The organism is Streptomyces sp. NPDC092045 (assembly GCF_044756005.1).
Taxonomy (GTDB): Bacteria; Actinomycetota; Actinomycetes; order Streptomycetales; family Streptomycetaceae; genus Streptomyces.
The window spans coordinates 123,742-146,953 of record NZ_JBIVSC010000013.1 but is presented as its reverse complement, the minus strand read 5'-3'; the positions used below and the strand labels follow the sequence as shown (position 1 = coordinate 146,953).

The window sequence follows — 23,212 nt, the reverse complement described above, 5'->3', positions numbered from 1 at the left end:
CGGCCCACGCGCGTGCCCGGAGGCTCAGAGGTCGACGCCCTTGAGGAAGGCGTCGAAGGTGAGCAGGCCCGGGTGCGCGGCGCGCAGGGCCGGCAGGTCCGCCCGGTAGCCGTGCGTCTGGAACCACTCGAACATCAGCGCGATCTCGGGGGCGTTGGGGATGTACGGGTTGGCGGCGACCGCGTCGAGCGGGACCTCCTCGAAGCGGGCCGGCCTGCCCGTACGGGCCGCGAACGCCTCGGCGACCCCGTCGGCCGTGAGCTCGTCGCCCGCGATCTCCACCTTGCGGCCCAGGTACTCGGCCGGCCGGTCGAAGGCCTCGGCGGCGAACCAGCCGATGTCCGCGACCGCGATGAACTGCACCCGGGTGTCCGGCTTCAGACCGAGCTGCACCACCAGCGTGCCGTCGACCTCCTGCGGCCCGTGGGCCGCGAAGTTGTCCATGAAGAAGGTCGGCCGCAGCACCGTGTTCGGCACCCCGAGCTCGTCCAGGTAGCGCTCGACGTGGTGCTTGGAGTCGAAGTGCGGCACGCCGCTGTGGCGCTCCGCCCCGCCGACCGAGCTGTACACCACGTGCGCCACGCCGGTGTCGCGGGCCGCCCGGGCCACCGCGCGGCCCTGGCGGACCTCGCCGCCCAGACCGGCCGGGGTCATGAAGTTCTGCACGCTGAAGACGCCGTGGACGCCCTCGAACGCCGCGCGCAGCGACGCCTCGTCGTCCAGGTCTCCCCGGACGAGCACCACGCCGAGGCCGGCGAGCGCCCGCGCGGCCTCCGACTCCGGGTCGCGGACCAGCGCCCGCACCTCCCGGCCGCCGCGGGCCACCAGCTCGCGGGCGGTCGCGCCGCCCTGCGCGCCGGTCGCGCCGACGACCAGGACCGGTCCGGCCTTCGTGTTCTCTGCGGACATGACGGCCTCCTCAGCCGAACAGCGGCGCGTTGGCCGCCGCCCACTCGCGGTACGGGCGCGGGTCGCGGCCGGTCAGCTCGCGCACCGCCGGGCTCACCTTCGACCAGGGGACCTCGGGGCTGTGCAGGGCGGCGACGTTCGACACCGCGGCCTCGCGGTCGCCGGTGATGCCGGCGAACACGTCCACTACCTCGCCCTGAGGGGCCACGGAGAACTCCAGCTCGCGGCCGAGGGCCTCGCCCAGGATCCGGGCCTGCTCCTCGGAGGTCAGGACCTCCGGGCCGGTCAGGAGGTACGCCCTGCCCTCGTGCCCCGGCCGCGTCAGGGCGACGACGGCGGCCGAGGAGATGTCGTGCTCGTCGATCGGCGCGCCCGGGTTGTTGCCGATCCAGTCGCGGACCCGGCCCTCCTCGCGCACCGTCCTGACCCACCAGGAGGTGTTCGCGTGGAACGGGCCGGGACGCAGGAACGTCCACTCCGCGCCGATCCCGCGGATCGCCTCCTCGGCGGCGCGGTGCTCCTCGGCGATGCCGTGCGCCAGCGGGTGCAGGACGCTCCCCGAGGAGAGGAGGACGACCCGCCCGAGGCCCGCCTCGGCGGCCGCGGCGGCGAACGCGCGGGCCTCGCCCGCGACGTCGCCGGACAGCACGACCAGCGCGGCGTCGACGCCCTTGAGCGCCACCGCCAGCGAGTCGGCGTCGGCCGGGCTGCCCGCCACGACCTCGACGCCCTCCGGCAGCCCCGCCTCCTCGGGCCGGCGGCTGAGCGCCCGCACGTCGCGGCCCAGCGCCACCAGCTGTTCGACGGCCTCGCGGCCGACCTTGCCCGTCGCTCCGGTCACCAGGATCACGGTCAGGCCCTCCAGCCCTCGGGCGTCGGCCACGGGGAGCCGAGCTGACGGTAGGTGCCCTGGTAGTCGGGCCAGTCGCGGTGGTCGCGGATCTTGCCGTCGACGAAGCGGATCAGGTGGATCTGCTCGCCGGAGAACTCGCGCCCGGTGGCCGGCATGCCGACCAGGTCGCCCACGTGGCGGCCGTACAGGACGAGGTTGGCGCGCACCCACTGGCCGTTCTCCTCCAGGGAGACCTCGACCAGGCGGGCCTCTTCGGAGAAGGTCATCTTCAGCCACTTGACGGCCATCGCGAAGGAGTCGGGACCGCGCAGGTCCATGTGCTCCATCGTGGCCGGATTCAGGTAATCGGGGTGGATGTACTCCGCGACGTCCTCGGTTCTCCCGGTGTTGTACGCCTCTATCATTCTGCGTACGGCATCGAATTGACTGCTCATTCCATTTCCTCCACGGGTGTGCGGCCGAGAACGTCGGGCGTCCCCGTCATCCTCGTTCGCGCGACTTTCTCCGGGCAAGGCCGAAAATCGATGCCCGAACGGATTGCGAAGCTCCTGCCACCGGACCGCGACCGGACGTCGACCGGTCCTCCAGCGGACCACGGGTCCGGGCCGTCACGATGAAAGCCGCCCGGACGCTCGTCCCCGACGTCCGGATATCCAGGGAGCTGAATTGACCACGGACACCGCAACCGCGACGTACAAGAACAAAGTCACCGCCGCCTTCAACGGTGCCGCGGCGACCTACGACCGGCTGGACGTGGAGTTCTTCACGCCCATGGGCGGCCGCCTCGTCGAGCTGGCCGACCCCCGGCCGGGCGAGCGCCTGCTCGACGTCGGCTGCGGTCTGGGCGCCACCCTCCTGCCCGCCGCCCGCCTGATCGGCGACCGGGGCCGCGCCCTCGGCATCGACATCGCCGAGGCGATGATCGAGGAGGCCGGCAAGGAGGCCGCCCGCCAGGGCATCGCCAACGTCGACCTGCGGGTCATGGACGGCGAGCACCCCGACCTGCCCGCCCGCTCCTTCGACCTGGTCCTCGGCAGCTACAGCGTCATCTTCCTGCCGGACGCCCGCGCCGCCCTGGCCCGCTACGCCGACCTGCTCGCCGACGGCGGCCGCATCGCCTTCACCAGCCCGGTGTTCACCCGCGACACCTTCCCCTTCCTGCCGCCGCTCTTCACCGAGCTCATCCCGATGTCGCTCCTGGAGCACCTGCCCGAGGCCTGGCACCCGGAGCAGCTCCAGAAGCAGCTGCACTCCTGGCTGGAGGACCCGGCGGACCTCACCGCCGCCCTGGAGAAGGCCGGCTTCACCGACGTGGAGATCACCGACGAGCCGGTGATCCAGACCGCGCCCTCCGGCGACGCCTGGGTCACCTGGTCGCACACCCAGGGCATGCGCCTGCTGTGGCAGCACCTGCCCGAGGACGAGGCCGCCGCCCTGCGCGAGCGGATCGTCACCGCCCTCGACGCCCTGCGCACCGACGGCGGCCGGGTCCGCTTCGAGGTGCCCGTGCGCTACGTCACCGCCCGCGTCGCCCGCTGAACCGCGCCGCCGCCCCACGCGGAAGGGCCCGCCGGAGAACCGGCGGGCCCTTCCGCGTGGGCGGACCTCAGGTGACGGACAGCGCGCCGTCCACCGCGAAGACGGTGCCGTTGGCGTACGCCGCCTCCGGACGCGTCAGCTGGACGATCCACCAGGCGATGTCCTCCGGCCGGCCGACCCGGCCGGAGGGGATGCGCTCCGCCATCTGCGCCAGGAAGCCGTCGTAGGCCTCCCGCGGCATGCCGGCCCGCACGCCGACACCCGTGTCCACCACGCCGGGGGCGATGCCCACGGAGCGGATCCCGCGCGGCGCGAGCTCCACGGCCCAGGTGCGGGTCAGGAAGTCCAGCGCCACCTTCGCCATCCCGTAGACCGAGTTCTCGGGCCAGGCGCGCCGGCCCAGCGAACCCGCCGAGCCGACGTTGACGATCACGCCGCCCGAGGCCTCCAGGGCGTCCAGCGCGCGCTGGGCCAGGAAGACCGGGGCGATCAGGTTGGTGGCCAGTTGAGAACCGACGGAATTCCGGTCGAGACCGTCCAGGGCCACGAATCCGGTGACGGCCGCGTTGTTCACGAGGACGTCGAGCCGGCCGAATTCCCGCAGTGCCGTGCCCACCACCAGGTCCGGGGTCTCCGGATCCGAAATGTCGGCGGCCAGGACGCGAATGCGGTCGCCGTATCCGTCGGCGGTCTCCTTGAGGGTTCCCTCGCTCCGTCCGACGACGAGCACGTGCGCGCCCGCGTCGGCGAAGGCGCGGGCGGTCGCCGCACCGATTCCCGTTCCGCCGCCCGTGACGACGACGGCCTTCTCCACGGTGGATTCCTCCACGGAATGCGTCACGGGGACCTCAGAAGCACAGGGCGGTGTTGACACCGCGGATGACGGCCTGCTCGGCGTCGTGGCCGAAGTCCTTGTCGCCGATCGTGAACGACAGCTGCACGCGGGCGTTCAGGTCGCGGGTGGTGGCCGCGAGGGTGGCGTAGCCGGGGATGCCGGCGCCGTGGCCCCACAGGTCCAGGCCCTTGTCGTTCTCCAGCTTCATGATGCCGAGGCCGTAGCCGATGCCCATCGGCAGGTTCTCGATCATCTCGGGCGGCAGCGGGGTGGTCATCTCCCGGAACTCCGGCTCGTTCAGGAGCTTGCCGCCGAACAGGCCCGCGAAGAAGGTGTCCAGGTCCTTCGTGGTGGAGATGATCTCGCCGGCGCAGCCCGCCTCGGACGGGTTCATCAGCGTGACGTCGACCGGCTCGCCGCCGATCTGCATGTAGCCGCGGGCGTGCGGCTCCGGGACGTTCGGGTCGTCGCCCGGCAGCACCGTCTCGGTCAGGGACAGCGGCTCCAGGACGCGGTCGGTGATCTCCTCGCGGTACGAGCGGCCGGTGACCAGCTTGATGAGCAGGCCGATGATGAAGTAGTTCGTGTTGCAGTACATGAACTTCGTGCCCGGCTCGAACTCCAGCGGCTTGGCGGCCGCGATGGCGATCAGGTCCTCGGGCTCGTAGTGCTTGTAGCGGTCGCGCAGGAAGCGGTCGCCGGGCTTCTGGAACGAGTCCATGTAGTTGTACAGACCGCTGGTGTGCTGCATCAGGTTGCGGACGGTGATCTTGTCCCCGTACGGCAGCAGGCCCGGCAGGTAGCTCTCGACGGTCCGGTCGAGGTCGATCTTGCCCTCGGCGACCAGCTGGAGCACCACGACCGCGACGAACGGCTTGGTGATGCAGGAGATGCGGAAGCGCCCGTCCTCGGGGACCGGGCGGTCCGTGCCCAGCTCCGCGATGCCGGACGTCACGACGAAGGACTCCTCGCCCCGCGTGACCCGGAACTGGACGCCGCCGGCGCCGAGCTCGACGAGCCGGTCCGCTGCTCCCTGCACGGCCTGCTGGAGGGCCGTGACTTCCGGCCGGGCGATCGTCGTCTGGGTCATGTCGGGAAACCCCCATGGGTCGGTCGGTTCGTTCGGTCCTGTACGGGGAGACTCGCCGCCCCCGATCGCGGCACGGCCGACGGCCGGTGGAGCGGAGCTGGGGCCCGGCCTTTCCGGGGGCCGGACCCGCGGCGCTCCTCAGGCGAGGTCGTCGCGGGTCACGCGGCGGGTCGCGACGAGCAGCCCGCCGGCGCCGCGCACGAGCACGTCCTCGCAGACGCACACCCGGTGCACCCGGGAGTCCTGGCCGATCGTGGAGGCGTAGACGATGGCGTACGAGCGGACGTGCACCGTGCCGTCCTCCTGCGGGCGCACGTCGAGCATCCCCATGAAGTGGCGGTGCCGCTGCCCGGACTCCTCCAGCTGCGCGTGGCTGCGGGTGGTCGCCGCGACCAGGCCGGCCCGGCCGCGCACCGGCTCCGGCAGGGTCGGCACGTCGAAGGAGGCGTCCTCGGTGAAGGTGGCGGCCCACTCCTGCGGCCGGTTCAGGTCGAGGAGCTGCATCTGGCGGGCGTAGAACTGCTGCACCTCGGCGTACAGGACGGCGCCCTCGGTCGCGGACAGGGCAGCCGTCGGGGTCTCGGCGAGGATGGTCACGGGGTCTCCGATCGTCGGGTTTCCCCCACTGTCGCCCCGCTCCGTCGAGTCCTCTTCGAAGATTCCTCAAGCCCCGGCACGGACGATGGGCAGGCCCTGACAAGGGGGCGCACCGCCCGACCGACGAGGGGACCAGAGTCGTGCCGACCTTCGACCACCCGCACCTGCCGCTGGACGGTCTGCTGCGCCGGGCCGCCGAACGGAACCCGGACGGCCCCGCCCTGCGCGACGCGCGCGGCACGCACACCTTCGCCGAACTCGACGCCCGGGCCGACCGCATCGCCCAGTTCCTGGAGCGCTCGGTGGGCCGCAGGGGCGCCCGGATCGGCGTCGCCAACACCCTCGACGCGTCCTTCGCCGCCACCTACTACGGCACCGCCCGCAGCGGCAACACGGTCGTGCTGATCAACCCGCTGGTCAAGGAGGTCGGGCTCCTCCACGTGATGTCCGCCGCCGGCGTCGAGCTGGCCTTCGTGCCCACGCCCACCGCCGAACTCCTGGCCAAGACGGGCGACCGGCTGCCCCGGCTCGGCCTGGTCGTGGTCACCGACGCCGAGGACGGCATCGTCCCCGGCGACGCCGTGCCGCTCGGGCTCGTCCTCGACGCCGTCGCCACCGCCGTGCCCGGCCCCGGACAGGACGGGGAGCGCCGCCCCGTCGACCTGGACTCCGACGTCTGCGTCCAGTTCACCACCGGCACCACCGGCCGGCCCAAGGGCGTCCGCCTCACCCACCGCAACCTGGTCGCCAACGCCGCCCAGACCGCCGCCGCCCACCACCTCGACGCCGGCTCCGTAGCCCTCAACCACCTGCCGCTCCACCACGTCATGCACCTGAACTCGGCGGTGTACGCGGGCGCGTTCCAGGTGCTGTGCGCCGACCCCGACCCGATCGCCTCGCTCGCCCTCGCCGAGCGCGCCGGCGCCACCCACTACTACGGCCTGCCCGCCCGCCTGCACGCCCTGGCCGCCGACCCGCGGCTGAGCGCCCCGGGCCTGCCCGGCGTGCCCGCCCACCCCCGGCTGACCGCCGTCCTGTCCGGCGGCACCGCGCTCGACCCGAACGCCGCCCGGGTGCTGCGCGAACGCCTCGGCGTCCCCGTGGTCCAGGGCTACGGCATGGCCGAACTGTCGCCGCTCACCCACTCCCAGGACCCCCGCGACCCCCGGCCCGGCTCCGTCGGCACGCCCGTGCCCGGCACCGAGTGCCGGATCGTGGACCCGGAGACCCGCGCCCCGCTGCCCGCCGGCGCCGTCGGCGAGGTCCAGGTCCGCGGCCCCCAGCTGATGGCCGGCTACCTGGGCGAGAGCCGCCACCCGGCCGGTGCCGACGGCTGGTTCCCCACCGCCGACGTCGGCCGCCTCGACGAGGACGGCGTCCTCTTCCTCGTCGACCGGCTCGGCGACGTCTTCAAGCACGACAACGAACTCGTCTCGCCCACCCTCGTCGAGGGCGTCCTCGGCGCCGACCCGCGCGTGGCCGAGTGCGTCGTGGTCGGCCGGCCCGACCCCGTGCACGGCGCGACCACCTGGGCGGGCGTCGTGCTCCGCGACACCGGGGACGACGACCCCGGCGAGGTCCTCGCCGACGTCACCGAACGTGCCAACGGGCTCCTCTCCGCCTTCGAGCGGATCCGCCACGCCGAACTCCTGGACGCCGTCCCCCGCACCCCCGTCGGCAAACCGGCCCGCGCGGCCCTGCGCAGGAGCGTCCGCACCCGCGCCTCCGCCGTCGCGCACTCCTCCCCTTCCTCGTCTTCCTCGTCTTCCCCTTCCGACCCCTCTTCCCCGGGAGCAGCCACCATGGTGACCTTCGTCAACAAGCTCAGCGTCCACGGCGACCTGACCGAGTTCCTCGCCGCCAAGAGCCGCGTCACGGCGTACATGAGCACCCAGCCCGGCTACATCAGCCACCAGACCCTGCGGATGGTCGGCGCCCCCAACGTCTACGTCGAGCTCGCCGTCTGGGAGGACGCCGCCGCCCACCGCGCCGCCGTCACCAGCGAGGGCTTCCAGCGGCTCGTCAAGGGCCTCGCCGCGCTCGCCACCCCCGAGCCCGGCCTGTACGAGACGGTCGCCGACGGGACGGACGAGGTCGGCCGCGCCGGCGAGCCCGTCGCCGCGTCCGCCGCCTGACGGACCGCCTCCACCCGCCTTCCGCCGGATCTCGAGCGGCGCGGGGAATGGTCGGTACAACAACCCAGCCCTGGAGGAGAGACGATGACGGCACCGACGAAGCCGGTGGCGCTGATCACCGGTGCGACCAGCGGCATCGGCCTGGCCGTGGCCCGTGACCTCGGTCACCGCGGCCACCGCGTGTTCATCTGCGCGCGCACCCCCGAGAGGGTCGCCGAGACGGTGGCCGAGCTGCGCGCCGAGGGCATCGAGGCCGACGGCCGGGCGGCCGACGTCCGCGACCGCGAGTCGGTGGCCGGACTGGTCGCCGAGGCCGTGGCCGCGTTCGGCCCGATCTCCGTCCTGGTGAACAACGCCGGCCGCAGCGGCGGCGGCGTCACCGCCGACATCGACGACGACACCTGGTACGACGTCATCGCCACCAACCTCAACAGCGTCTTCCTGCTGACCCGCGAGGTCCTCAAGAAGGGCGGCCTGGAGGGCGCCGGCTACGGCCGCATCATCAACATAGCCTCCACCGCCGGCAAGCAGGGCGTCGTCCTCGGCGCCCCGTACTCCGCCTCCAAGCACGGGGTCGTCGGCTTCACCAAGGCGCTCGGCAACGAGCTCGCCCCCACCGGCATCACCGTGAACGCGGTCTGCCCCGGCTACGTCGAGACCCCGATGGCCCAGCGCGTGCGCGCCGGCTACGCCGCGGCCTACGACACCACCGAGGAGGCGGTGATGCAGAAGTTCACCGCCAAGATCCCCCTCGGCCGGTACGCGACGCCGGAAGAGGTCGCCGGCCTCGTCGGCTACCTGACCACCGAGCACGCCGCGTCCATCACGTCCCAGGCGCTCAACGTCTGCGGCGGACTCGGCAACTTCTGACCGCGACCGCGCCCCACGAGGAGAAGAGAGACACCGATGGCGAACGAGCGCGTGCACCGCACGGTGCACGAGACGGAGATCGACGCCCCGGCGGAGGCGGTCTACGAACTCGTCGCGGACACCTCCCGGTGGCCGCTGTACTTCCCGCCCAACGTCCACGTCGAGCAGCTGGAGCGCACGGGCGGCACCGAGCGGCTGCGCATGTGGGCCACCGCGGGCGGGCGCGTCAAGTCCTGGACCTCGCGCCGCGTCCTCGACCCGGCCGCCCTCCGCGTCGACTTCCGCCAGGAGGTGTCGGCGGCCCCCGTGGAGAGCATGGGCGGGAGCTGGATCGCCGAGGACCTCGGCGGCGGGCGCTCCCGGCTCACCCTGCTCCACGACTTCACCGTGGTCGGCGACCGCGCCGAGGACGTCGAGTGGGTCGAGCGGGTCACCGACGCCAACAGCCGCGCCGAGCTGGAGAACCTGCGCACCCTGGCCGCCCGCCGGCACGCCCTGCCCGAGCTCGTCCTCGACTTCGAGGACTCCGTCCACGTCGACGGGCCGGCCGAGGCGGTCTACGCGTTCCTCCACCACGTCGAGGACTGGCCGGAGCGGGTCGCGCACGTCGACCGCCTCGACCTGACCGAGGACGGCACGGGCGTCCAGGTCATGGCCATGGACACGCGCACCGCCGACGGTTCGGTGCACACCACCGAGTCCGTCCGCGTCTGCTTCCCCGACGACCTGCGGATCGTCTACAAGCAGACCGCGACCCCCGCCCTGATGTCCGCCCACACGGGCCGCTGGACCGTGGTGCCCGCCGAGGGCGGCGGCGTCACGGCGACCTCGCGGCACAGCGTGGTCTTGCGGGCGGAGGCCGTGGAGAAGATCCTCGGCGAGGGCGCCGACGTGGCGCGGGCCCGCACCTACGTCAGGGAGGCACTCGGTCGCAACAGCACCGCAACGCTCAACCTCGCCAAGCAGTTCGCGGAGAGTCCGGTCCCCGCTCTCTGACCCCGCACCACCAGGAGTACGCATATGCGCATGTCCTCGCCCACGGCATCACGGGCGCATTCCCAGCTCACGCTGGAGGAGGTCACCAAGCGGTACGACGAGCACGTCGTGCTCGACCGGGTGTCCCTCACCGTCAAGCCGGGTGAGAAGGCCGGAGTCATCGGCGACAACGGCTCCGGCAAGTCCACCCTGCTCCGGCTGATCGCCGGGGTCGAGGCCGCGGACAACGGGGAGGTGACCGTCACCGCCCCCGGCGGCGTCGGCTACCTGCCGCAGCGCCTCGACATGCCGGCCGGAGCCACCGTCAGAGACGTCCTGGACCGCGCCTTCGCGGACCTGCGCGCCCTGGAGAAGCGGCTCCACGAGGTCGAGGACGCGCTGGTGGACGACGACCCCCGGCTCCTCGCCGAGTACGGGGACCTGCTCGCGGAGTTCGAGGACCGCGGCGGCTACGAGGCCGACGCCCGGGCGGACGCGGCCCTGCACGGCCTCGGCCTGCCCGGCCTCGACCGGGACCGCCCGGTCGACACCCTCTCCGGCGGCGAGCGCTCCCGGCTGGCCCTGGCCGCCACCCTGGCCGCCGCCCCGGAGCTGCTGCTCCTCGACGAGCCCACCAACGACCTGGACGACCAGGCCGTGGACTGGCTGGAGAAGCGGCTCCAGGACCACCGGGGCACCGTCGTCGTCATCACCCACGACCGCGCCTTCCTGGAGGCCGTCACCTCCGCGATCCTGGAGGTCGACCCCGACCGGAAGACGGTCAACCGGTACGGCAACGGCTACCAGGGCTATCTGACCGCCAAGGCCGCCGCCCGCGCCCGCTGGGAGCGGGAGTACGAGGAGCACCTCGCCGAGATCGAACGGCAGGAGACCCGGGCCGCCAACGCGGGCCGGATGCTGGCCACCATCGCCAAGAAGGGCCCCTGGGCCTTCAGCGGCTCCGAGCACCACCGGGCCCGCTCCTCCTCGTCCTCGACCTCCAGCAAGGCCCGCAACGCCAACGAGCGGCTGAACCGGCTCCACGCCGACCCGGTGCCGAAGCCGCCCGAGCCGCTGCGCTTCACCGCCGACATCGCGGCCGGCGACGGCACCGACGGCACCACCGGGGCCGACGGGGCCGTGGAGACCCCCAGGGCGCCCGAGGGCCCGCTCACCGAGGTCTCCGGGCTGCGCGTCGACGGCCGGCTCGCCCTCGACTCGCTGTCCCTCGCCCACGGCGAGCGGCTGCTGATCACCGGCCCCAACGGCGCGGGCAAGAGCACCCTGCTCCGGGTGCTCGCCGGCGACCTGGAGCCCGACGCGGGCACCGTGCGCAGGGCCGGGCGGATCGGCTGGCTCCGCCAGGACGAACTGCCCAAGCACCCCCGGCGCTCGGTGCTCGCGGAGTTCGCCGAGGGCCGCCCCGGCCACGCCGACGAGTACGCCGAACAGCTCCTGTCCCTGGGCCTGTTCCGGGAGTCCGAGCTCGAACTGCCCGTCGGCTCCCTGTCCGTGGGCCAGCGCCGCCGCATCGACCTGGCGCGCCTGGTCACCCGGCCCGTGGACCTGCTCCTGCTCGACGAGCCCACCAACCACCTGTCCCCGCTGCTCGTCGAGGAGCTGGAGCAGGCCCTGGCGGACTACACGGGGGCCGTGGTGACCGTCACGCACGACCGGCGGATGCGCAGGGCCTTCCGCGGCTCGCACCTCGAACTGAGCGGGGGAACCGCCGTCACCGCCTGATCCGGACCGCCGCCGCGCGGATCCCGTCCAGCAGCCCGGCCTGCCGCAGCGACTCCCCGTCGAGGAGCGGCAGGCCGGGCCGCCGCGCGTCCGGGGCGCGCACGGCCCCGGCGAAGAACCGCAGCACGGCCTCGAAGTGGTCCTCGGCGGGCACCCGGATCTCGGTGTGGCCGGTGCCGGTGGCCAGCCGGAGCACCGGCTCGTGGTCGGGCGCCGTCGTGTACACGTGGTCCACGGACAGGGTGCCGGCGCTGCCCTGGATCTCGTACCAGGACCGGTAGTGGTGCTCCATGCCGAAGCGGATCTGCGCCACCGCGCCCCCGGGGGCGGCGAGCAGCGCGGCCCCGGAGACGTCCACGCCGTGCTCCTCGTCCACGCGCAGCACCGCCCCGGCCACGGTCAGGTCGCGGCCGAGGAAGCGCAGGGCGGCCCGCAGCGGGTAGACCCCGCTGTCGAGCAGGGCCCCGCCGCCGGTCCCGGGGTCGTAGCGGGTGTCGCCCGGCGGGCGCGGCGGGATGGTGAACGCGGCGGAGACCGCGCGGACCTCGCCGAGTGCCCCGCCCGCGAGGAGGGCCTCGACCCGCCGCTGGGTGCCGTGGTGGAGGAACATGAAGTTCTCCAGGAGGACCAGGCCGCGCTCCCTCGCCAGCCCGTACAGGGCCTCGGCGTCCGCGCCGCGGGCCGCGAGCGGCTTCTCCACCAGGACGTGCTTGCCGGCCCGCAGGGCCCGTTCGGCCCAGGCGGCGTGGTGCAGGGTGGGCAGGCAGAGGTAGACGGCCTCCACGTCGGCCCGCCCGAGCAACTCCTCGTACGAGGACGCGGGGACGCCCCCGAACCGGTCGGCGAAGGCCGCGGCCCGCGCGGGGTCCCGCGCGGCCGTGGCGGCCAGTTCGAGGCCGGGGGTGCGCAGCAGCGCGGGCAGGGTGCGGCGGGCGGCGATGTCGCCGCAGCCGAGGAGACCCAGGCGCAGGGGAGCGGGCATGACGTCCTCGGAGCAGGGGGGGAGGGGGAGGGGCGGCGGTCGGTGCTCAGTACAGGGTGTGGGCGCAGACGACGAGCGTGCGCAGCTCGACGTTGAGGTAGTTGCCGTGCGCCATCAGCTCGGTGAGCTGGGCGAAGGTCAGCCAGGCGTAGTCCCGGGGCACGTCCTCGCGGAACTCCCCGGACACCTCGACGATCGCGTACCGGTTCTCCGCGTGGTAGAAGCGGCCGCCCTCCTCGGACTGCACCGCGTCGTAGCGGAACCGCTCCTTCGGCGCGGTGAGGACGTCGGCGAGGAAGGGCGGGTACGGGTCGGTCCCCGGGCCCGTGTGGTCGGCCGGCCGGCAGTGCACGGTGGGCGCCAGCTCGGCCACGTTCAGGTGCCCGACGTCGACCCGGGCCTGCACCAGGGCGTGCAGGACGCCGCCGATCCGCTTGACGACCAGGGCCATCAGGCCCGGCACCTGGGGCTGGATCAGCGGCTGGGTCCAGGAGGCGACCTCGCGGTTGCTGGCCGAGACGTCGGCCCCGATCACCCGGAACCGGCGTCCGCCGGAGTGCGCGATCTCCTCGTCCGTGAACGTCCAGCCGTCCTCGGCGACCTCGGCGAGCGGCACCCGGCGCTGGACCAGCTCGCGCAGGGCCCGGATGCCGGTGAGCCAGCTCAGCACCTCGGACGTGTCGTGCACCGAGGGCGCGGACGCGTCGTGGAAGGAGCGCAGGACCGGGTCGGAGGCCGTGCCGTCCGGCTCGGCGCCCGCCGTGGGCAGGCAGGCCAGGATGGAGCGGGTGTCCATGTTGACCACGTTGTCCAGCCGCAGCAGCCGCAGCAGCTGACCGAAGGTCAGCCAGCGGAAGGTGTCGCCGGTCTCCCCGACGTCGGTGTCCCCGTCGACCTCGACGATCATGTTGCGGTTGCGCTTGGCGAGGAACCAGTCGGCCTGCTCGGACTGGAGGACGTCCACGAGGACCCGCGCCCGGCCGCGCTCCAGGAACAGGTCGAGGAACGGGATGCCGCGCCCCTGGTGGACGCCCGTGAAGTTGCTGCGGGTGGCCTGCACGGTGGGGGAGAGCTGGAGGGTGTTGATGTTGCCCGGCTCCATCTTGGCCTGCATCAGGAAGTGCAGGACGCCGTCGATCTCCTTGGCGACGATGCCGAGCAGGCCGACCTCCGGCTGCACGATGATCGGCTGCTTCCAGCCCCGCTCCGGCAGCCCGTCCGCGGTGACGTGCAGGCCCTCCACGGCGAAGAAGCGGCCCGACTCGTGGCGCAGGTCGCCGTCGCCGTCGAAGGACCAGCCGCGCAGCGCGGCGAACGGCACCCGGGTGACCCGGAAGCGGCCCGCGCGGGTCCGCTCGGCCAGCCAGCCCGGCACCCGGTCCACGGGCATGGCCGCGCTGTCGGGGGTGCGGGCCGACACCAGCAGGCGGCGCGCGGTGTCCGCACGGTCCGTGGTCCGGGCCAGGGTGTCAGCGGACATGGTCCAGCGCCTCCTCGATGATGTGGCGGACGTTCTCCGGGCGCTCGTCGAGGAAGAAGTGCCCGCCGGGGAGCACGTGCAGCTCCACCGGCCCCCCGGCCACCTCGGACCAGCGCCGCGCGTCGTCGACGGAGACGTTGGGGTCGGAGTCCCCGGTGAGCACCGTCAGCGGCACGGACAGCGGCGTTCCGGCGAGGTGCCGGTAGGAGCCCGCCATCCCGTAGTCGTTGCGGAGCGCCGGCAGCACCATCCGCAGCAGCTCCTCGTCCCGCAGCAGCTCCGGGTCGGTGCCCTGGAGGGCGGCGATCCGGGCGATCAGGGCCCGGTCGTCGAGGAGGTGGGCGGTGTCCGTGCGCGGCACGGTGGGCGCCCGGCGACCCGAGACGAACAGGTGCGCGGGCTTCTCGCCGAGTGCGGTCAGCCGGCGCGCGGTCTCGTACGCGAGGGTGCCGCCCAGGCTGTGCCCGAACAGGGCGAACGGGCCGCCGGTCCACTCGCGCAGCTCCGGCAGCACCGCCTCGACCAGGGCGCCGACGGTCTTCACGAAGGGCTCCCCGCGCCGGTCCTGGCGGCCCGGGTACTGCACGGCGAGGACCTCGACGCCGGCGTCGGCGAGACCGGCGGCCAGGCCCAGGTAGGCGGTGGCCGAGCCGCCGGCGTGCGGGAAGCACACCAGCCGGACGGCCGGGTCGGCGACGGGCCGGTAGCGGCGCAGCCACACGCCGGACGGGGAGGACGGGGCGGCGGCGCCCCGGGCGGCGGGAACGGTCACGACCGGATCAGCTCCCCGTCCACGGGTGCGTACCGGGGCAGCCGGCCGGAGGCCACCACCTCGGCGAGGGAGGGCGCCGCCGCGTCCTTCGCGGAGCGCACCGGCGGCTCCGCCAGGCCCCACGGCAGGCCGAGTTCGGGGTCGAGCGCGTCCAGGTCGACCATGGCCCCCGGCACGTACTCGGCGGACAGCAGGTAGTTGACGCAGGTGCCGTCCTCCAGGGAGAGGAAGGCGTGGCCGATGCCGCCGGACATGAAGAGGGCGACGCCGTCCTCGGCGTCCAGCCGGTTCACGGCGTGCCGGCCGAAGGTCGGCGACCCCTCGCGGAGGTCGACCATCACGTCGAGGATCGAGCCCCGCACGCAGGTCACCAGCTTCCCGGCGCCGGCGGGCACGTCGTTGCAGTGGATCCCGCGCAGGACGCCGCGCCGCGAGACGGAGTTGTTGACCTGGCGGACCTCGAAGGACAGCCCGGTCGCCGCCGTCAGCTCGCCGGGCCTGGCGGCCTCGTAGAAGTGGCCGCGCTCGTCCTCGAACCGCTCCGGGAGCAGCCGGTACGTGCCGGGGATGCCGGTCTCGTCAATGCGCACGGGCACCTGCCGACCGCTCCGCGCCCCGCCCGGCGTCGCTCGCGCCCGGGAGCGCGGCGCGCTCCTTCAGCGGCTCCCACCACGCGCGGTTCTCCCGGTACCAGGCCACCGTGGCCGCCAGGCCCTCGGCGAAGGGCACCCGGGGCGCGTAGCCCAGCTCGCGGGAGATCTTGGAGATGTCCACCGAGTAGCGGCGGTCGTGCGCGGCCCGGTCCGCGACCCGCCGCACCGCCGACCGGTCCCGGCCGCACAGGCCGAGGAGCCGTTCCGCCAGCTCCAGGTTGGTCAGCTCGGTGCCGCCGCCGATGTTGTAGACCTCGCCGGCCCGGCCCTTCGCGGCGACCAGGGCGATGCCCCGGCAGTGGTCGTCGACGTGCAGCCAGTCGCGGCTGTTGAGGCCGTCGCCGTACAGCGGCACGTCGAGCCCGTCGACCAGGCGGGTGGTGAACAGCGGGATCGCCTTCTCCGGGAACTGGTACGGCCCGTAGTTGTTGGAGCAGCGCGTCACGCACACCTCCAGGCCGTGGGTGCGGTGGAAGGCCAGCGCCATCAGGTCCGAGGAGGCCTTGGAGGCCGCGTACGGCGAGTTGGGCAGCAGCGGGTGGTCCTCCGGCCACGAGCCCGAGTCGATCGACCCGTACACCTCGTCCGTGGAGACGTGCACGAAGCGTCCGACGCCCGCGTCGACGGCCGCCTGGAGGAGGGTCTGGGTGCCGAGGACGTTGGTGCGCACGAACTCCGAGGCGTCGGCGATCGAGCGGTCCACGTGCGACTCGGCCGCGAAGTGCACCACCAGGCCGGTGCCCGCCGTCAGCCGCCGGACCAGCTCCGCGTCGCAGATGTCGCCGTGGACGAACTCCAGGTCCGGATGGTCGCGGACCGGGTCGAGGTTGGCGGGGTTCCCGGCGTAGGTGAGGGCGTCCAGGACCACCACCCGCGACCCGACGAGGTCCGGATAGGCCCCGGACAGCAGTTCTCTGACGAAGTGCGAGCCGATGAAGCCCGCACCTCCGGTCACCAGGACGCGCATCTCCAACAGGCCTTTCCGGGGAAGGGGGCGGGACGGTGGGTTCGGTGGGCGGTCAGGCGGCCGAGGAGTCGGCGGCCGGGCCCTCCGCGGCGGTCCGGCGGGCGATCTCCCGCACGTAGTCGCCGTAGCTGGAGGCCCCCAGGTCGCTGCCGAGGGCGAAGCACTGCTCCGGGCCGATGAAGCCCATCCGCAGGGCGATCTCCTCCACGCAGGCGATCCGCTCGCCCTGGCGCTGTTCGAGGAGCTGCACGTACTGCCCGGCCTGAAGGAGCGAGTCGTGGGTCCCCATGTCCAGCCAGGCGAACCCGCGGCCCAGCGTGTTCAGCCGGGCCCGGCCCTGGGCCAGGTAGGCACGGTTGACGTCGGTGATCTCCAGCTCGCCGCGCGCCGAGGGCGTCAGCCGCCGGGCGATGTCCACCACGTCGTTGTCGTACAGGTACAGGCCGGTGATCGCCAGGTTGGAGCGCGGCTTGACCGGCTTCTCCACCAGGGAGAGCAGGGCGCCGTCGGAGTCGATCTCGCCGACCCCGTACCGCTGCGGGTCCTTCACCGGGTAGCCGAACAGCTCGCAGCCGTCCAGGCGGGCCGCGGCCTGCGCGATCATCTGCGAGAAGCCGGGGCCGTGGAAGACGTTGTCCCCGAGGATCAGCGCCACGCGGCTGTCGCCGATGTGCTCCTCGCCGATGAGGAAGGCCTCCGCGATGCCGTGCGGCTCCTCCTGCTGCGCGTAGCTCAGCCGGATGCCGAGCTGCCCGCCGTCGCCGAGCAGCGCGCGGAACATCTCCAGGTGGTCCTTGGCGGAGATGATCTGGATGTCGCGGATGCCCGCCAGCATCAGCACCGACAGCGGGTAGTAGATCATCGGCTTGTCGTAGACCGGCAGGAGCTGCTTGGACAGCGCGCCGGTCAGCGGGCGCAGCCGGGTGCCGCTGCCGCCGGCCAGGATGATGCCCTTCATCGGACGGCGGGAGGCGGGATCGCCCAGCGCCGAGAGGGTCGGGGCCTTCGGGACGTCAGACATGGCTGTTCTCCGTGGCGTGACGGACCGCCTCGACGACGGTCTCCGCGTCCCGCGCGGTCAGCTGCGGGCCCATGGGCAGGCTCAGCACCTCCGCCGCCAGCCGCTCGGAGCGGGGCAGCGGCGGATGCGGGCCGTCCGCGTAGGCGCCGGACCGGTGGACGGCGATCGGGTAGTGGACCAGGCTCTCCACCCCGGCCTCGGCCAGGGACCGCCGCAGCTCCTCGCGGCGCGCGGTGCGCAGCACGTACTGGTGCCAGACGGGCTCGGCCCAGGACCGGACGGCCGGGACGACCAGCCCCGGCAGGCCGGAGAGGCCCTCGGCGTAGCGCGCGGCCACCGCGTCCCGGCGCGCGTTCCACGCGTCGAGGTACGGCAGCTTCGCCCGCAGCGCCGCCGCCTGCACCTCGTCGAGCCGGGAGTTGGTGCCGCACACCTCGTGCTCGTACTTCACGCGCGAACCGTAGTTGCGCAGCAGCCGGATCCGCCCGGCCAGCTCCGGGTCGGAGGTGACCACGGCGCCGCCGTCGCCCAGCGCGCCCAGGTTCTTGCCCGGGTAGAAGCTGAACGCCGCCGCGTACCGCGAGCCGATCCGCCGGCCCTTGTAGCGGGCCCCGTGCGCCTGCGCCGCGTCCTCCACGACCGGGATGCCCCGGGGCGCGGTGACGGCCTCGACCGCGTCGAGGTCCACCGGGTGCCCGTAGGTGTGCACCGGCATGACCGCCCTGGTCCGCGGGGTGATCGCGGCCGCGAGGCGGTCGGGGTCGATCAGGTACGAGCCGGCCTCCGGCTCCACCGGGACCGGACGGGCCCCCGTCGCCGACACCGCGAGCCAGGTCGCGACGTACGTGTGTCCGGGGACGACCACCTCGTCGCCCTCGCCGACGCCCAGCGCCCGCAGCGTCAGCTCCAGGGCGTCCAGGCCGCTGCCGACGCCCACGCAGTGCGCGTTCTCGCAGTACCGGGCGTACTCCTCCTCGAACGCCTCCAGCTCGGGACCGAGCAGGTAGCGCCCCGAGCGCGACACCCGCAGCAGGGCGGCGTCGATCTCGGCCTGCACGCCGTCGAGGGCGTGCAGGTCCCGCAGGTCGTGGAAGGCGACGCGGGCCGCGCGCTCCGGCGCCGGGGCCGTCACCGTCCCCTCCGCGCGTCCCGCAGGAACTCGTCGTAGTCGCGGTAGTAGTCCGACTCGTCGTAGTGCAGCGAGGCCAGGACCACGCTCACCGCGTCATCCGAGAAGTCGCTCAGGTTCCGCCACACCATCGGCCCGATGTACAGGCCCCGGCCGGCGTCGTCGAGACGGTACTCCGCCTGGTTGACCCCGTCGTCCACGGTGATGGTGAAACTGCCGTGGACGGCGATGACGAGCTGCTCCAGCGCCCGGTGCGCGTGCCCGCCGCGCGACGAGCCGGTGTCCAGGTCGTGCAGGTAGTACACCCGCTGGATCGGGAAGCCCGCCGTCCACTCGGACTCGACGACGGACAGATTGCCCCGTGCGTCGTTGTGCTGCTCCAACTCGATGAGGGCGCAGGGCTTGACCCTGCCCACCTCCGGTTCTGTGGTGATGCCCACCGACATGCGATCGCGCTCCCTGGTTGCCCTGTCCGGCCGGTGTCTCGGGCGCGGCTGGATCAGCCGCGGACGACGGAGACGGGGAGATGACGGGCGGTCAGCTGATCCGCCTCGTAGAACTCCGCCCGGTCGAGGTGGACCTCGAACGACGCGAAGGCGTCGAAGACCAGGTCGAGGAAGACCTTCGCCTCCATGCGGGCCAGGAAGGCGCCGAGGCAGTGGTGGATGCCGTGCCCGAAGGCCATGTGCTTGTTCGCCGTCCGGCGGACGTCGAAGACGTCCGGGTCCGGGAACTGCCCGGCGTCGCGGTTGGCCGAGGCGCTCCACGCCGTGACCATCTGGCCGGCCTTCATCGGGACGCCGAGGATGTCGGTGTCCTCCTTCAGCAGCCGGAAGATGTTGTTGAACGGGCTGCGGTAGCGCAGCGTCTCCTCCACCGCGCCCGGGATCAGCGAGCGGTCGGCCCGCAGCTCCGCCTGCGCCTCCGGGTGCTGGTCGAGCACGACGAACAGGTTGCTCAGCAGCGTCGCGCTGGAGATGTGGCCCGCCGTGAGCAGCAGCGCCACGATGTTGACGATCTCCTCGTCGGTGAGGCGGCGCCCGTCGACCTCGGACTCGATGAGCCCGCTCATCAGGTCGTCGGACGGCTCGGCCCGCTTCTCGGCGATCTTCGCGTACAGATACGCGGCCCACTCCTTGATGGCGGGGCCCATCGTCTCCGCGAAGTCGTCCGGCAGGTTCGGGTACTCCATGCCCTCGTTGTTGAGGATGACGTCGACCCACTCGCGGAACAGGTCCTGGTCCGAGGCCGGGACGCCCAGCAGCTCGGCGATCACCGTCACCGGCAGCGGGTACGCCAGGTCCGTCACCGCGTCGATCTCGGTGCGGTCGCCGAGGTCGTCGAGGAGCTTGCGGGTGATCTCCGCGATGCGCGGCTCCAGCGCGGCCATCCGGCGCGGCGTGAACGCCTGGCTGACCAGCTTGCGCAGCGGGCCGTGCTTCGGCGGGTCGATGCCGCCGAAGGTCCCCGGGCCCATCAGCAGCGCCAGCTCCTCCGGCACCGGGAAGACCGGCGAGAAGTCCGAGGAGAAGATCTGCGGGTTGGTGGAGACGGTGTTGTAGTCCTCGTACGAGAACACCTGCCACGCGAAGCGCGTCGAGTCCCAGAAGACGGGGGCCTCGGCGCGGCAGCGCGCGAACCACGCGAGCAGCCCCTCGGCGTCGGCCCCGGCCGGCTGCGCCAGCGGGTGCGGCGCCTCCTCGGTCTCCGGGCTGTCCACGGTCACGGCGTCCGCTGCCACGGTCTCCGTGGCCTCGGCGATCTGTGTCGTCATGTCGGCTTCCTCAGCTGGGATTCGGCAAGAAGTCTGGAAGGGCGGGGACGGGAGCGGGGGAGGGGCGCGGGGCGGCTCAGCCGGCGGCGGGCGCCGGCACCAGGAGCCGCTCGACCGCGTCGGCGGCCGCGGCCGGACCGCCCGCGGACTCGATCTCCCGCCGCAGCCACGCCACCCGCTCGGCGACCGACCCGTCGGCGGCCAGGGCGAGCACGGTCTCGCGGACCTTCTCCGGGGAGACGTCCTTGCGCAGGATCTTGGCGCCCACGCCCAGCTGCTCCACCCGGGTCGCGGTCGCGTGCAGCTCCGCCATCTGCGGCACCGAGACGACCGGGACGCCCTCGGAGACGGCCTGGAGCACGGTGCTCGTACCGCCGTGGTTGATCATCAGGGACGCGTGCTTGAGCACGGCGCCCTGCGGCACGAAGGAGTGCACCCGCACGTTCGGCGGCAGCTCGCCGAGACCGCCCTCCGCGACCCCGCCGGCGTGCGCGATCACCACGTCCCAGTCCAGGTCCGCGAAGGCGTCGACGCAGGCGCGGAAGAACTCCGGCTGCTTGTTGTACAGGGTGCCCAGGCTGATCAGCGCGAGCGGACGGCCCGTGCCCGGGGCCTCCCAGTCGCCGTGGAAGCTGTTGTCGCTCGTGCACGGGCCGACGAAGGCGACCTCCTCGCCGAAGGTCTCGCCCGCGTACTGGAACGCGCGCGGCAGGTAGACCAGCGCGGGACCCGAGTGCACGTCCTCCGCGAACTCCCCGATGCCCTTCTCGACGCCGTGCTCCGCCAGCAGACCGGCGACGGCCCCGAACAGCTCCCCGGTCTCCGGGTCCTGCTGCTGCTCCTCCGCCGTGTCGACCGGCGGGTGCAGGGACCAGTGCTCGTTCGCCACGTACGTCGGCGTGCTGCGGATGACCGGCACGCCCCACTTCGCCGCCAGGATCGCGCCGCTCCAGAAGGAGGACGGGTCGCACACGAACACGTCCGGCCGGCCCCCGGCCTCGAAGTGCTCCTCGAACCGCGGAAGCGTCTGCCGGGTGAGCTCCAGCATCCACTTCATCATGTTCACGAACTCCTGCTGGTCCGTGTACTCGGCGGAGTCCTGCTGCGGCACCATCGTGGCCAGGAACCGGTCCTGGTCCATCGGATAGGGGACGAACTCCGCCCCCGTCGCGAGCACCCGCTCGCCGTAGTTCTCGGACAGGGCGTAGGTGACCCGGTGGCCGCGCGCGACGAGCTCCCGCGCGACGGACAGCGTCGGATTGACGTGACCGGCCGCGGGGAGGATGAAGAAGGCGATATGCGCCATCGGAGCAGCCTTTCGAGCAAAACGGATACGGCTTTTCGATGCAACGGGAAATTAAGGGCTCCCGCTTGCACGACGCAAGGGGCGACCTGACACAGTCGCACGCGGTTCTCCAGCCTGACCCGGCCCCGTCGCGCCCGGCTCAAACCGCCGTCGCACACCGCTCGCACACCGCTAAAACCCGGCTCGAATTTCCTGGCCGATTCGCGACGGCTCGGCACAATCGAAAAGCGCGCCGGTGGCAGCGGCGCGGTGCTGCTGTTCGGTGCCAGGGTCCGCGTACAGAGGAGATTCCGCCATGACCTGCCCTCATGCCGTCGCCGGGTCCGTCCGGACGTACCCGTTCGGCGACCGAGTCGACCTCACGCTCGACCCCGCCTACGCCGAGCTCCGGTCCGGCGAGCCCGTGGCACGAGTCCGCATGCCGTACGGCGGCGAGGCGTGGCTCCTCACCCGGCACGCGGACGTCAAGAAGGCCTCGGCCGACCCCCGGCTCAGCATGCACGCGGGCGCCGACAGGGACGTGCCCCGCGCCGCCCCCCGCGGACTCGACTCCGTCGGCCTCATGGGCATGCCGCCCGAGGCCCACGCCCGGCTGCGCCGGCTCGTCTCCCGCGCCTTCACCGCCCGCCGCGTCGCCGCGATGCGCCCCCGCATCGCCGAGATCACCCACGCCCTCGTCGACGACCTGATCGCCGACGGCGGCCCCGCCGACCTCGTCGAGAAGCTGGCGCTGCCCCTGCCCACCGCGGTCATCTGCGAGATGCTCGGCATCCCCCACGCCGACCGGCACGTCTTCCGGACCTTCACCGAGGCCCTGATGTCCGCCAGCCGCTACACCGACGAACAGGTCGGCCAGGCGGCCGAGGAGTACGCCGACTACCTGCGCGGATACGTCGCCAAGCGGCGCGAACGACCCGAGGACGACCTGCTCAGCGCCCTCGTGGAGGCCCACGACGAGGGCGAGCACCTCACCGAGAACGAACTCCTCATGCTCACCGGCGGCATGCTCATCGGCGGCCACGAGACCACCGCCAGCCAGATCGCCGGCCACGTCCTCGTCCTCCTCCGGGACCGCGGCCGCTACGAACTCCTCTGCGCCCGCCCCGAGCTCGTGCCCGCCGCCGTGGAGGAACTGCTGCGGGTCGTCCCGCTGTGGAACAGCGTCGGCCCCACCCGCGTCGCCACCGAGGACGTCGAGATCGGCGGCGTGACCATCCGCGCCGGCGAGGCCGTCGTCTACTCCCTCGCCTCGGCCAACCACGACGAGACCGTCTTCGAGGACGCCGCCGGCGTCGTCCTCGACCGCGAACCCAACCAGCACCTCGCCTTCGGCCAGGGCCCCCACTTCTGCCTCGGCGCCCCGCTGGCCCGCGCCGAACTCCAGTGCGCCCTGGAAGCCCTCACCACCCGCCTGCCCGGACTGCGCCTCGCCGTCCCCGCCGACGAACTCGCCTGGCACCCGGACATGCTCGTCCGCGGACTCGTGGAGCTCCCCGTCACCTGGTGACGCGACCCCCTCCCCGACCGTCCCGGCCCCCTTTTCCCGCCGGGCCCGTCGAACCGCTCGTGGATTTTCCGCACC

22 protein-coding genes are annotated in these 23,212 nt (G+C 73.1%); 6 read left to right on the top strand and 16 right to left on the bottom strand.

The window, feature by feature from the left end; genetic code table 11:
- Positions 1-24: 24 nt before the first annotated feature.
- The 3 genes from ACIQKA_RS25155 to ACIQKA_RS25145 are packed head-to-tail and all read right to left on the bottom strand — an operon-like array spanning position 25 to position 2,196.
- Positions 25-909 carry an NmrA/HSCARG family protein gene (locus ACIQKA_RS25155; protein WP_383150701.1) on the bottom strand — a complete coding sequence of 295 codons (885 nt, stop codon included), beginning with the start codon at positions 907-909 and terminating at the stop codon, positions 25-27.
- 10 nt (positions 910-919) lie between these two features.
- The gene (locus ACIQKA_RS25150) at positions 920-1,792 is read right to left on the bottom strand and encodes an NAD(P)H-binding protein (protein WP_383150700.1); all 873 of its coding nucleotides are present in this window, start codon (positions 1,790-1,792) and stop codon (positions 920-922) included.
- Positions 1,762-2,196 (bottom strand): SnoaL/DnrD family polyketide biosynthesis methyl ester cyclase, encoded by a 435-nt coding sequence (locus ACIQKA_RS25145; protein WP_390111943.1) that lies wholly within the window; start codon positions 2,194-2,196, stop codon positions 1,762-1,764. Before ACIQKA_RS25145 ends, ACIQKA_RS25150 begins: the two co-directional genes overlap by 31 nt.
- 232 nt (positions 2,197-2,428) lie before the next feature.
- Here ACIQKA_RS25145 and ACIQKA_RS25140 point away from each other — a divergent pair, with 232 nt between their 5' ends.
- Positions 2,429-3,301: a class I SAM-dependent methyltransferase gene (locus tag ACIQKA_RS25140; protein ID WP_383150698.1), complete on the top strand. Its 873-nt coding sequence runs from the start codon at positions 2,429-2,431 to the stop codon at positions 3,299-3,301.
- 67 nt (positions 3,302-3,368) lie between these two features.
- Here the strand turns inward: ACIQKA_RS25140 and ACIQKA_RS25135 are convergent, their stop codons facing one another.
- The 3 genes from ACIQKA_RS25135 to ACIQKA_RS25125 all read right to left on the bottom strand — a co-directional run bounded on the left by ACIQKA_RS25135 (position 3,369) and on the right by ACIQKA_RS25125 (position 5,823).
- Positions 3,369-4,142, bottom strand: coding sequence for an SDR family NAD(P)-dependent oxidoreductase (locus ACIQKA_RS25135; RefSeq protein WP_383150697.1), 774 nt, complete (start codon positions 4,140-4,142; stop codon positions 3,369-3,371).
- A gap of 7 nt (positions 4,143-4,149) precedes the next feature.
- Complete coding sequence (locus ACIQKA_RS25130; RefSeq protein WP_375967778.1) at positions 4,150-5,226, bottom strand: serine hydrolase domain-containing protein; 1,077 nt, start codon at positions 5,224-5,226, stop codon at positions 4,150-4,152.
- A gap of 138 nt (positions 5,227-5,364) precedes the next feature.
- Positions 5,365-5,823: an aromatic-ring-hydroxylating dioxygenase subunit beta gene (locus tag ACIQKA_RS25125; RefSeq protein ID WP_375967780.1), complete on the bottom strand. Its 459-nt coding sequence runs from the start codon at positions 5,821-5,823 to the stop codon at positions 5,365-5,367.
- Between the two features lie 140 nt (positions 5,824-5,963).
- Between ACIQKA_RS25125 and ACIQKA_RS25120 the strand changes: the two genes are divergently transcribed.
- The 4 genes from ACIQKA_RS25120 (at position 5,964) to abc-f (ending at position 11,546) form a co-directional block, all read left to right on the top strand.
- Positions 5,964-7,958: an AMP-binding protein gene (locus ACIQKA_RS25120; protein WP_391096949.1), complete on the top strand. Its 1,995-nt coding sequence runs from the start codon at positions 5,964-5,966 to the stop codon at positions 7,956-7,958.
- Positions 7,959-8,042: 84 nt separating this feature from the next.
- Positions 8,043-8,828 carry a 3-oxoacyl-ACP reductase FabG gene (fabG, locus tag ACIQKA_RS25115; RefSeq protein WP_383150692.1) on the top strand — a complete coding sequence of 262 codons (786 nt, stop codon included), beginning with the start codon at positions 8,043-8,045 and terminating at the stop codon, positions 8,826-8,828.
- Between the two features lie 36 nt (positions 8,829-8,864).
- Positions 8,865-9,824 carry an aromatase/cyclase gene (locus ACIQKA_RS25110; RefSeq protein ID WP_383150690.1) on the top strand — a complete coding sequence of 320 codons (960 nt, stop codon included), beginning with the start codon at positions 8,865-8,867 and terminating at the stop codon, positions 9,822-9,824.
- 30 nt (positions 9,825-9,854) lie between these two features.
- On the top strand, positions 9,855-11,546 hold the full coding sequence (abc-f, locus tag ACIQKA_RS25105) for a ribosomal protection-like ABC-F family protein (RefSeq protein WP_383150689.1): 1,692 nt from the start codon (positions 9,855-9,857) through the stop codon (positions 11,544-11,546).
- On the opposite strand, the gene ACIQKA_RS25100 is transcribed toward abc-f, so the two are convergent.
- The 10 genes from ACIQKA_RS25100 to ACIQKA_RS25055 all read right to left on the bottom strand — a co-directional run bounded on the left by ACIQKA_RS25100 (position 11,536) and on the right by ACIQKA_RS25055 (position 21,630).
- Positions 11,536-12,528, bottom strand: coding sequence for a Gfo/Idh/MocA family protein (locus ACIQKA_RS25100; protein WP_383150687.1), 993 nt, complete (start codon positions 12,526-12,528; stop codon positions 11,536-11,538). The genes abc-f and ACIQKA_RS25100 overlap by 11 nt on opposite strands.
- A gap of 46 nt (positions 12,529-12,574) precedes the next feature.
- Positions 12,575-14,008, bottom strand: coding sequence for an NDP-hexose 2,3-dehydratase family protein (locus ACIQKA_RS25095; protein ID WP_383150685.1), 1,434 nt, complete (start codon positions 14,006-14,008; stop codon positions 12,575-12,577).
- Entirely contained in the window at positions 13,998-14,780 is a 783-nt protein-coding gene (locus ACIQKA_RS25090; protein ID WP_383150683.1) for a thioesterase II family protein, read from the bottom strand. Before ACIQKA_RS25090 ends, ACIQKA_RS25095 begins: the two co-directional genes overlap by 11 nt.
- Positions 14,777-15,376 carry a dTDP-4-dehydrorhamnose 3,5-epimerase family protein gene (locus ACIQKA_RS25085; RefSeq protein WP_383150682.1) on the bottom strand — a complete coding sequence of 200 codons (600 nt, stop codon included), beginning with the start codon at positions 15,374-15,376 and terminating at the stop codon, positions 14,777-14,779. Before ACIQKA_RS25085 ends, ACIQKA_RS25090 begins: the two co-directional genes overlap by 4 nt.
- A complete protein-coding gene (gene rfbB, locus ACIQKA_RS25080; RefSeq protein ID WP_402542460.1) occupies positions 15,360-16,400 on the bottom strand; it encodes a dTDP-glucose 4,6-dehydratase in 1,041 nt (346 codons plus the stop codon). The genes ACIQKA_RS25085 and rfbB overlap by 17 nt, the downstream gene beginning before the upstream one ends.
- 52 nt (positions 16,401-16,452) lie before the next feature.
- Positions 16,453-17,358: a glucose-1-phosphate thymidylyltransferase RfbA gene (rfbA, locus tag ACIQKA_RS25075; protein ID WP_375967741.1), complete on the bottom strand. Its 906-nt coding sequence runs from the start codon at positions 17,356-17,358 to the stop codon at positions 16,453-16,455.
- A gap of 55 nt (positions 17,359-17,413) precedes the next feature.
- Positions 17,414-18,553, bottom strand: a complete 1,140-nt coding sequence (locus ACIQKA_RS25070; RefSeq protein ID WP_375967737.1) for a DegT/DnrJ/EryC1/StrS family aminotransferase — start codon at positions 18,551-18,553, stop codon at positions 17,414-17,416.
- Positions 18,550-18,996, bottom strand: a complete 447-nt coding sequence (locus ACIQKA_RS25065) for a sugar 3,4-ketoisomerase (RefSeq protein WP_383150680.1) — start codon at positions 18,994-18,996, stop codon at positions 18,550-18,552. Before ACIQKA_RS25065 ends, ACIQKA_RS25070 begins: the two co-directional genes overlap by 4 nt.
- A 53-nt stretch (positions 18,997-19,049) precedes the next feature.
- Entirely contained in the window at positions 19,050-20,324 is a 1,275-nt protein-coding gene (locus ACIQKA_RS25060; RefSeq protein ID WP_383150678.1) for a cytochrome P450, read from the bottom strand.
- A gap of 76 nt (positions 20,325-20,400) precedes the next feature.
- Entirely contained in the window at positions 20,401-21,630 is a 1,230-nt protein-coding gene (locus ACIQKA_RS25055) for a macrolide family glycosyltransferase (protein WP_383150676.1), read from the bottom strand.
- A 295-nt stretch (positions 21,631-21,925) separates the two neighbouring features.
- Here ACIQKA_RS25055 and ACIQKA_RS25050 point away from each other — a divergent pair, with 295 nt between their 5' ends.
- Complete coding sequence (locus ACIQKA_RS25050; RefSeq protein ID WP_383150674.1) at positions 21,926-23,137, top strand: cytochrome P450; 1,212 nt, start codon at positions 21,926-21,928, stop codon at positions 23,135-23,137.
- Positions 23,138-23,212: the final 75 nt, after the last annotated feature.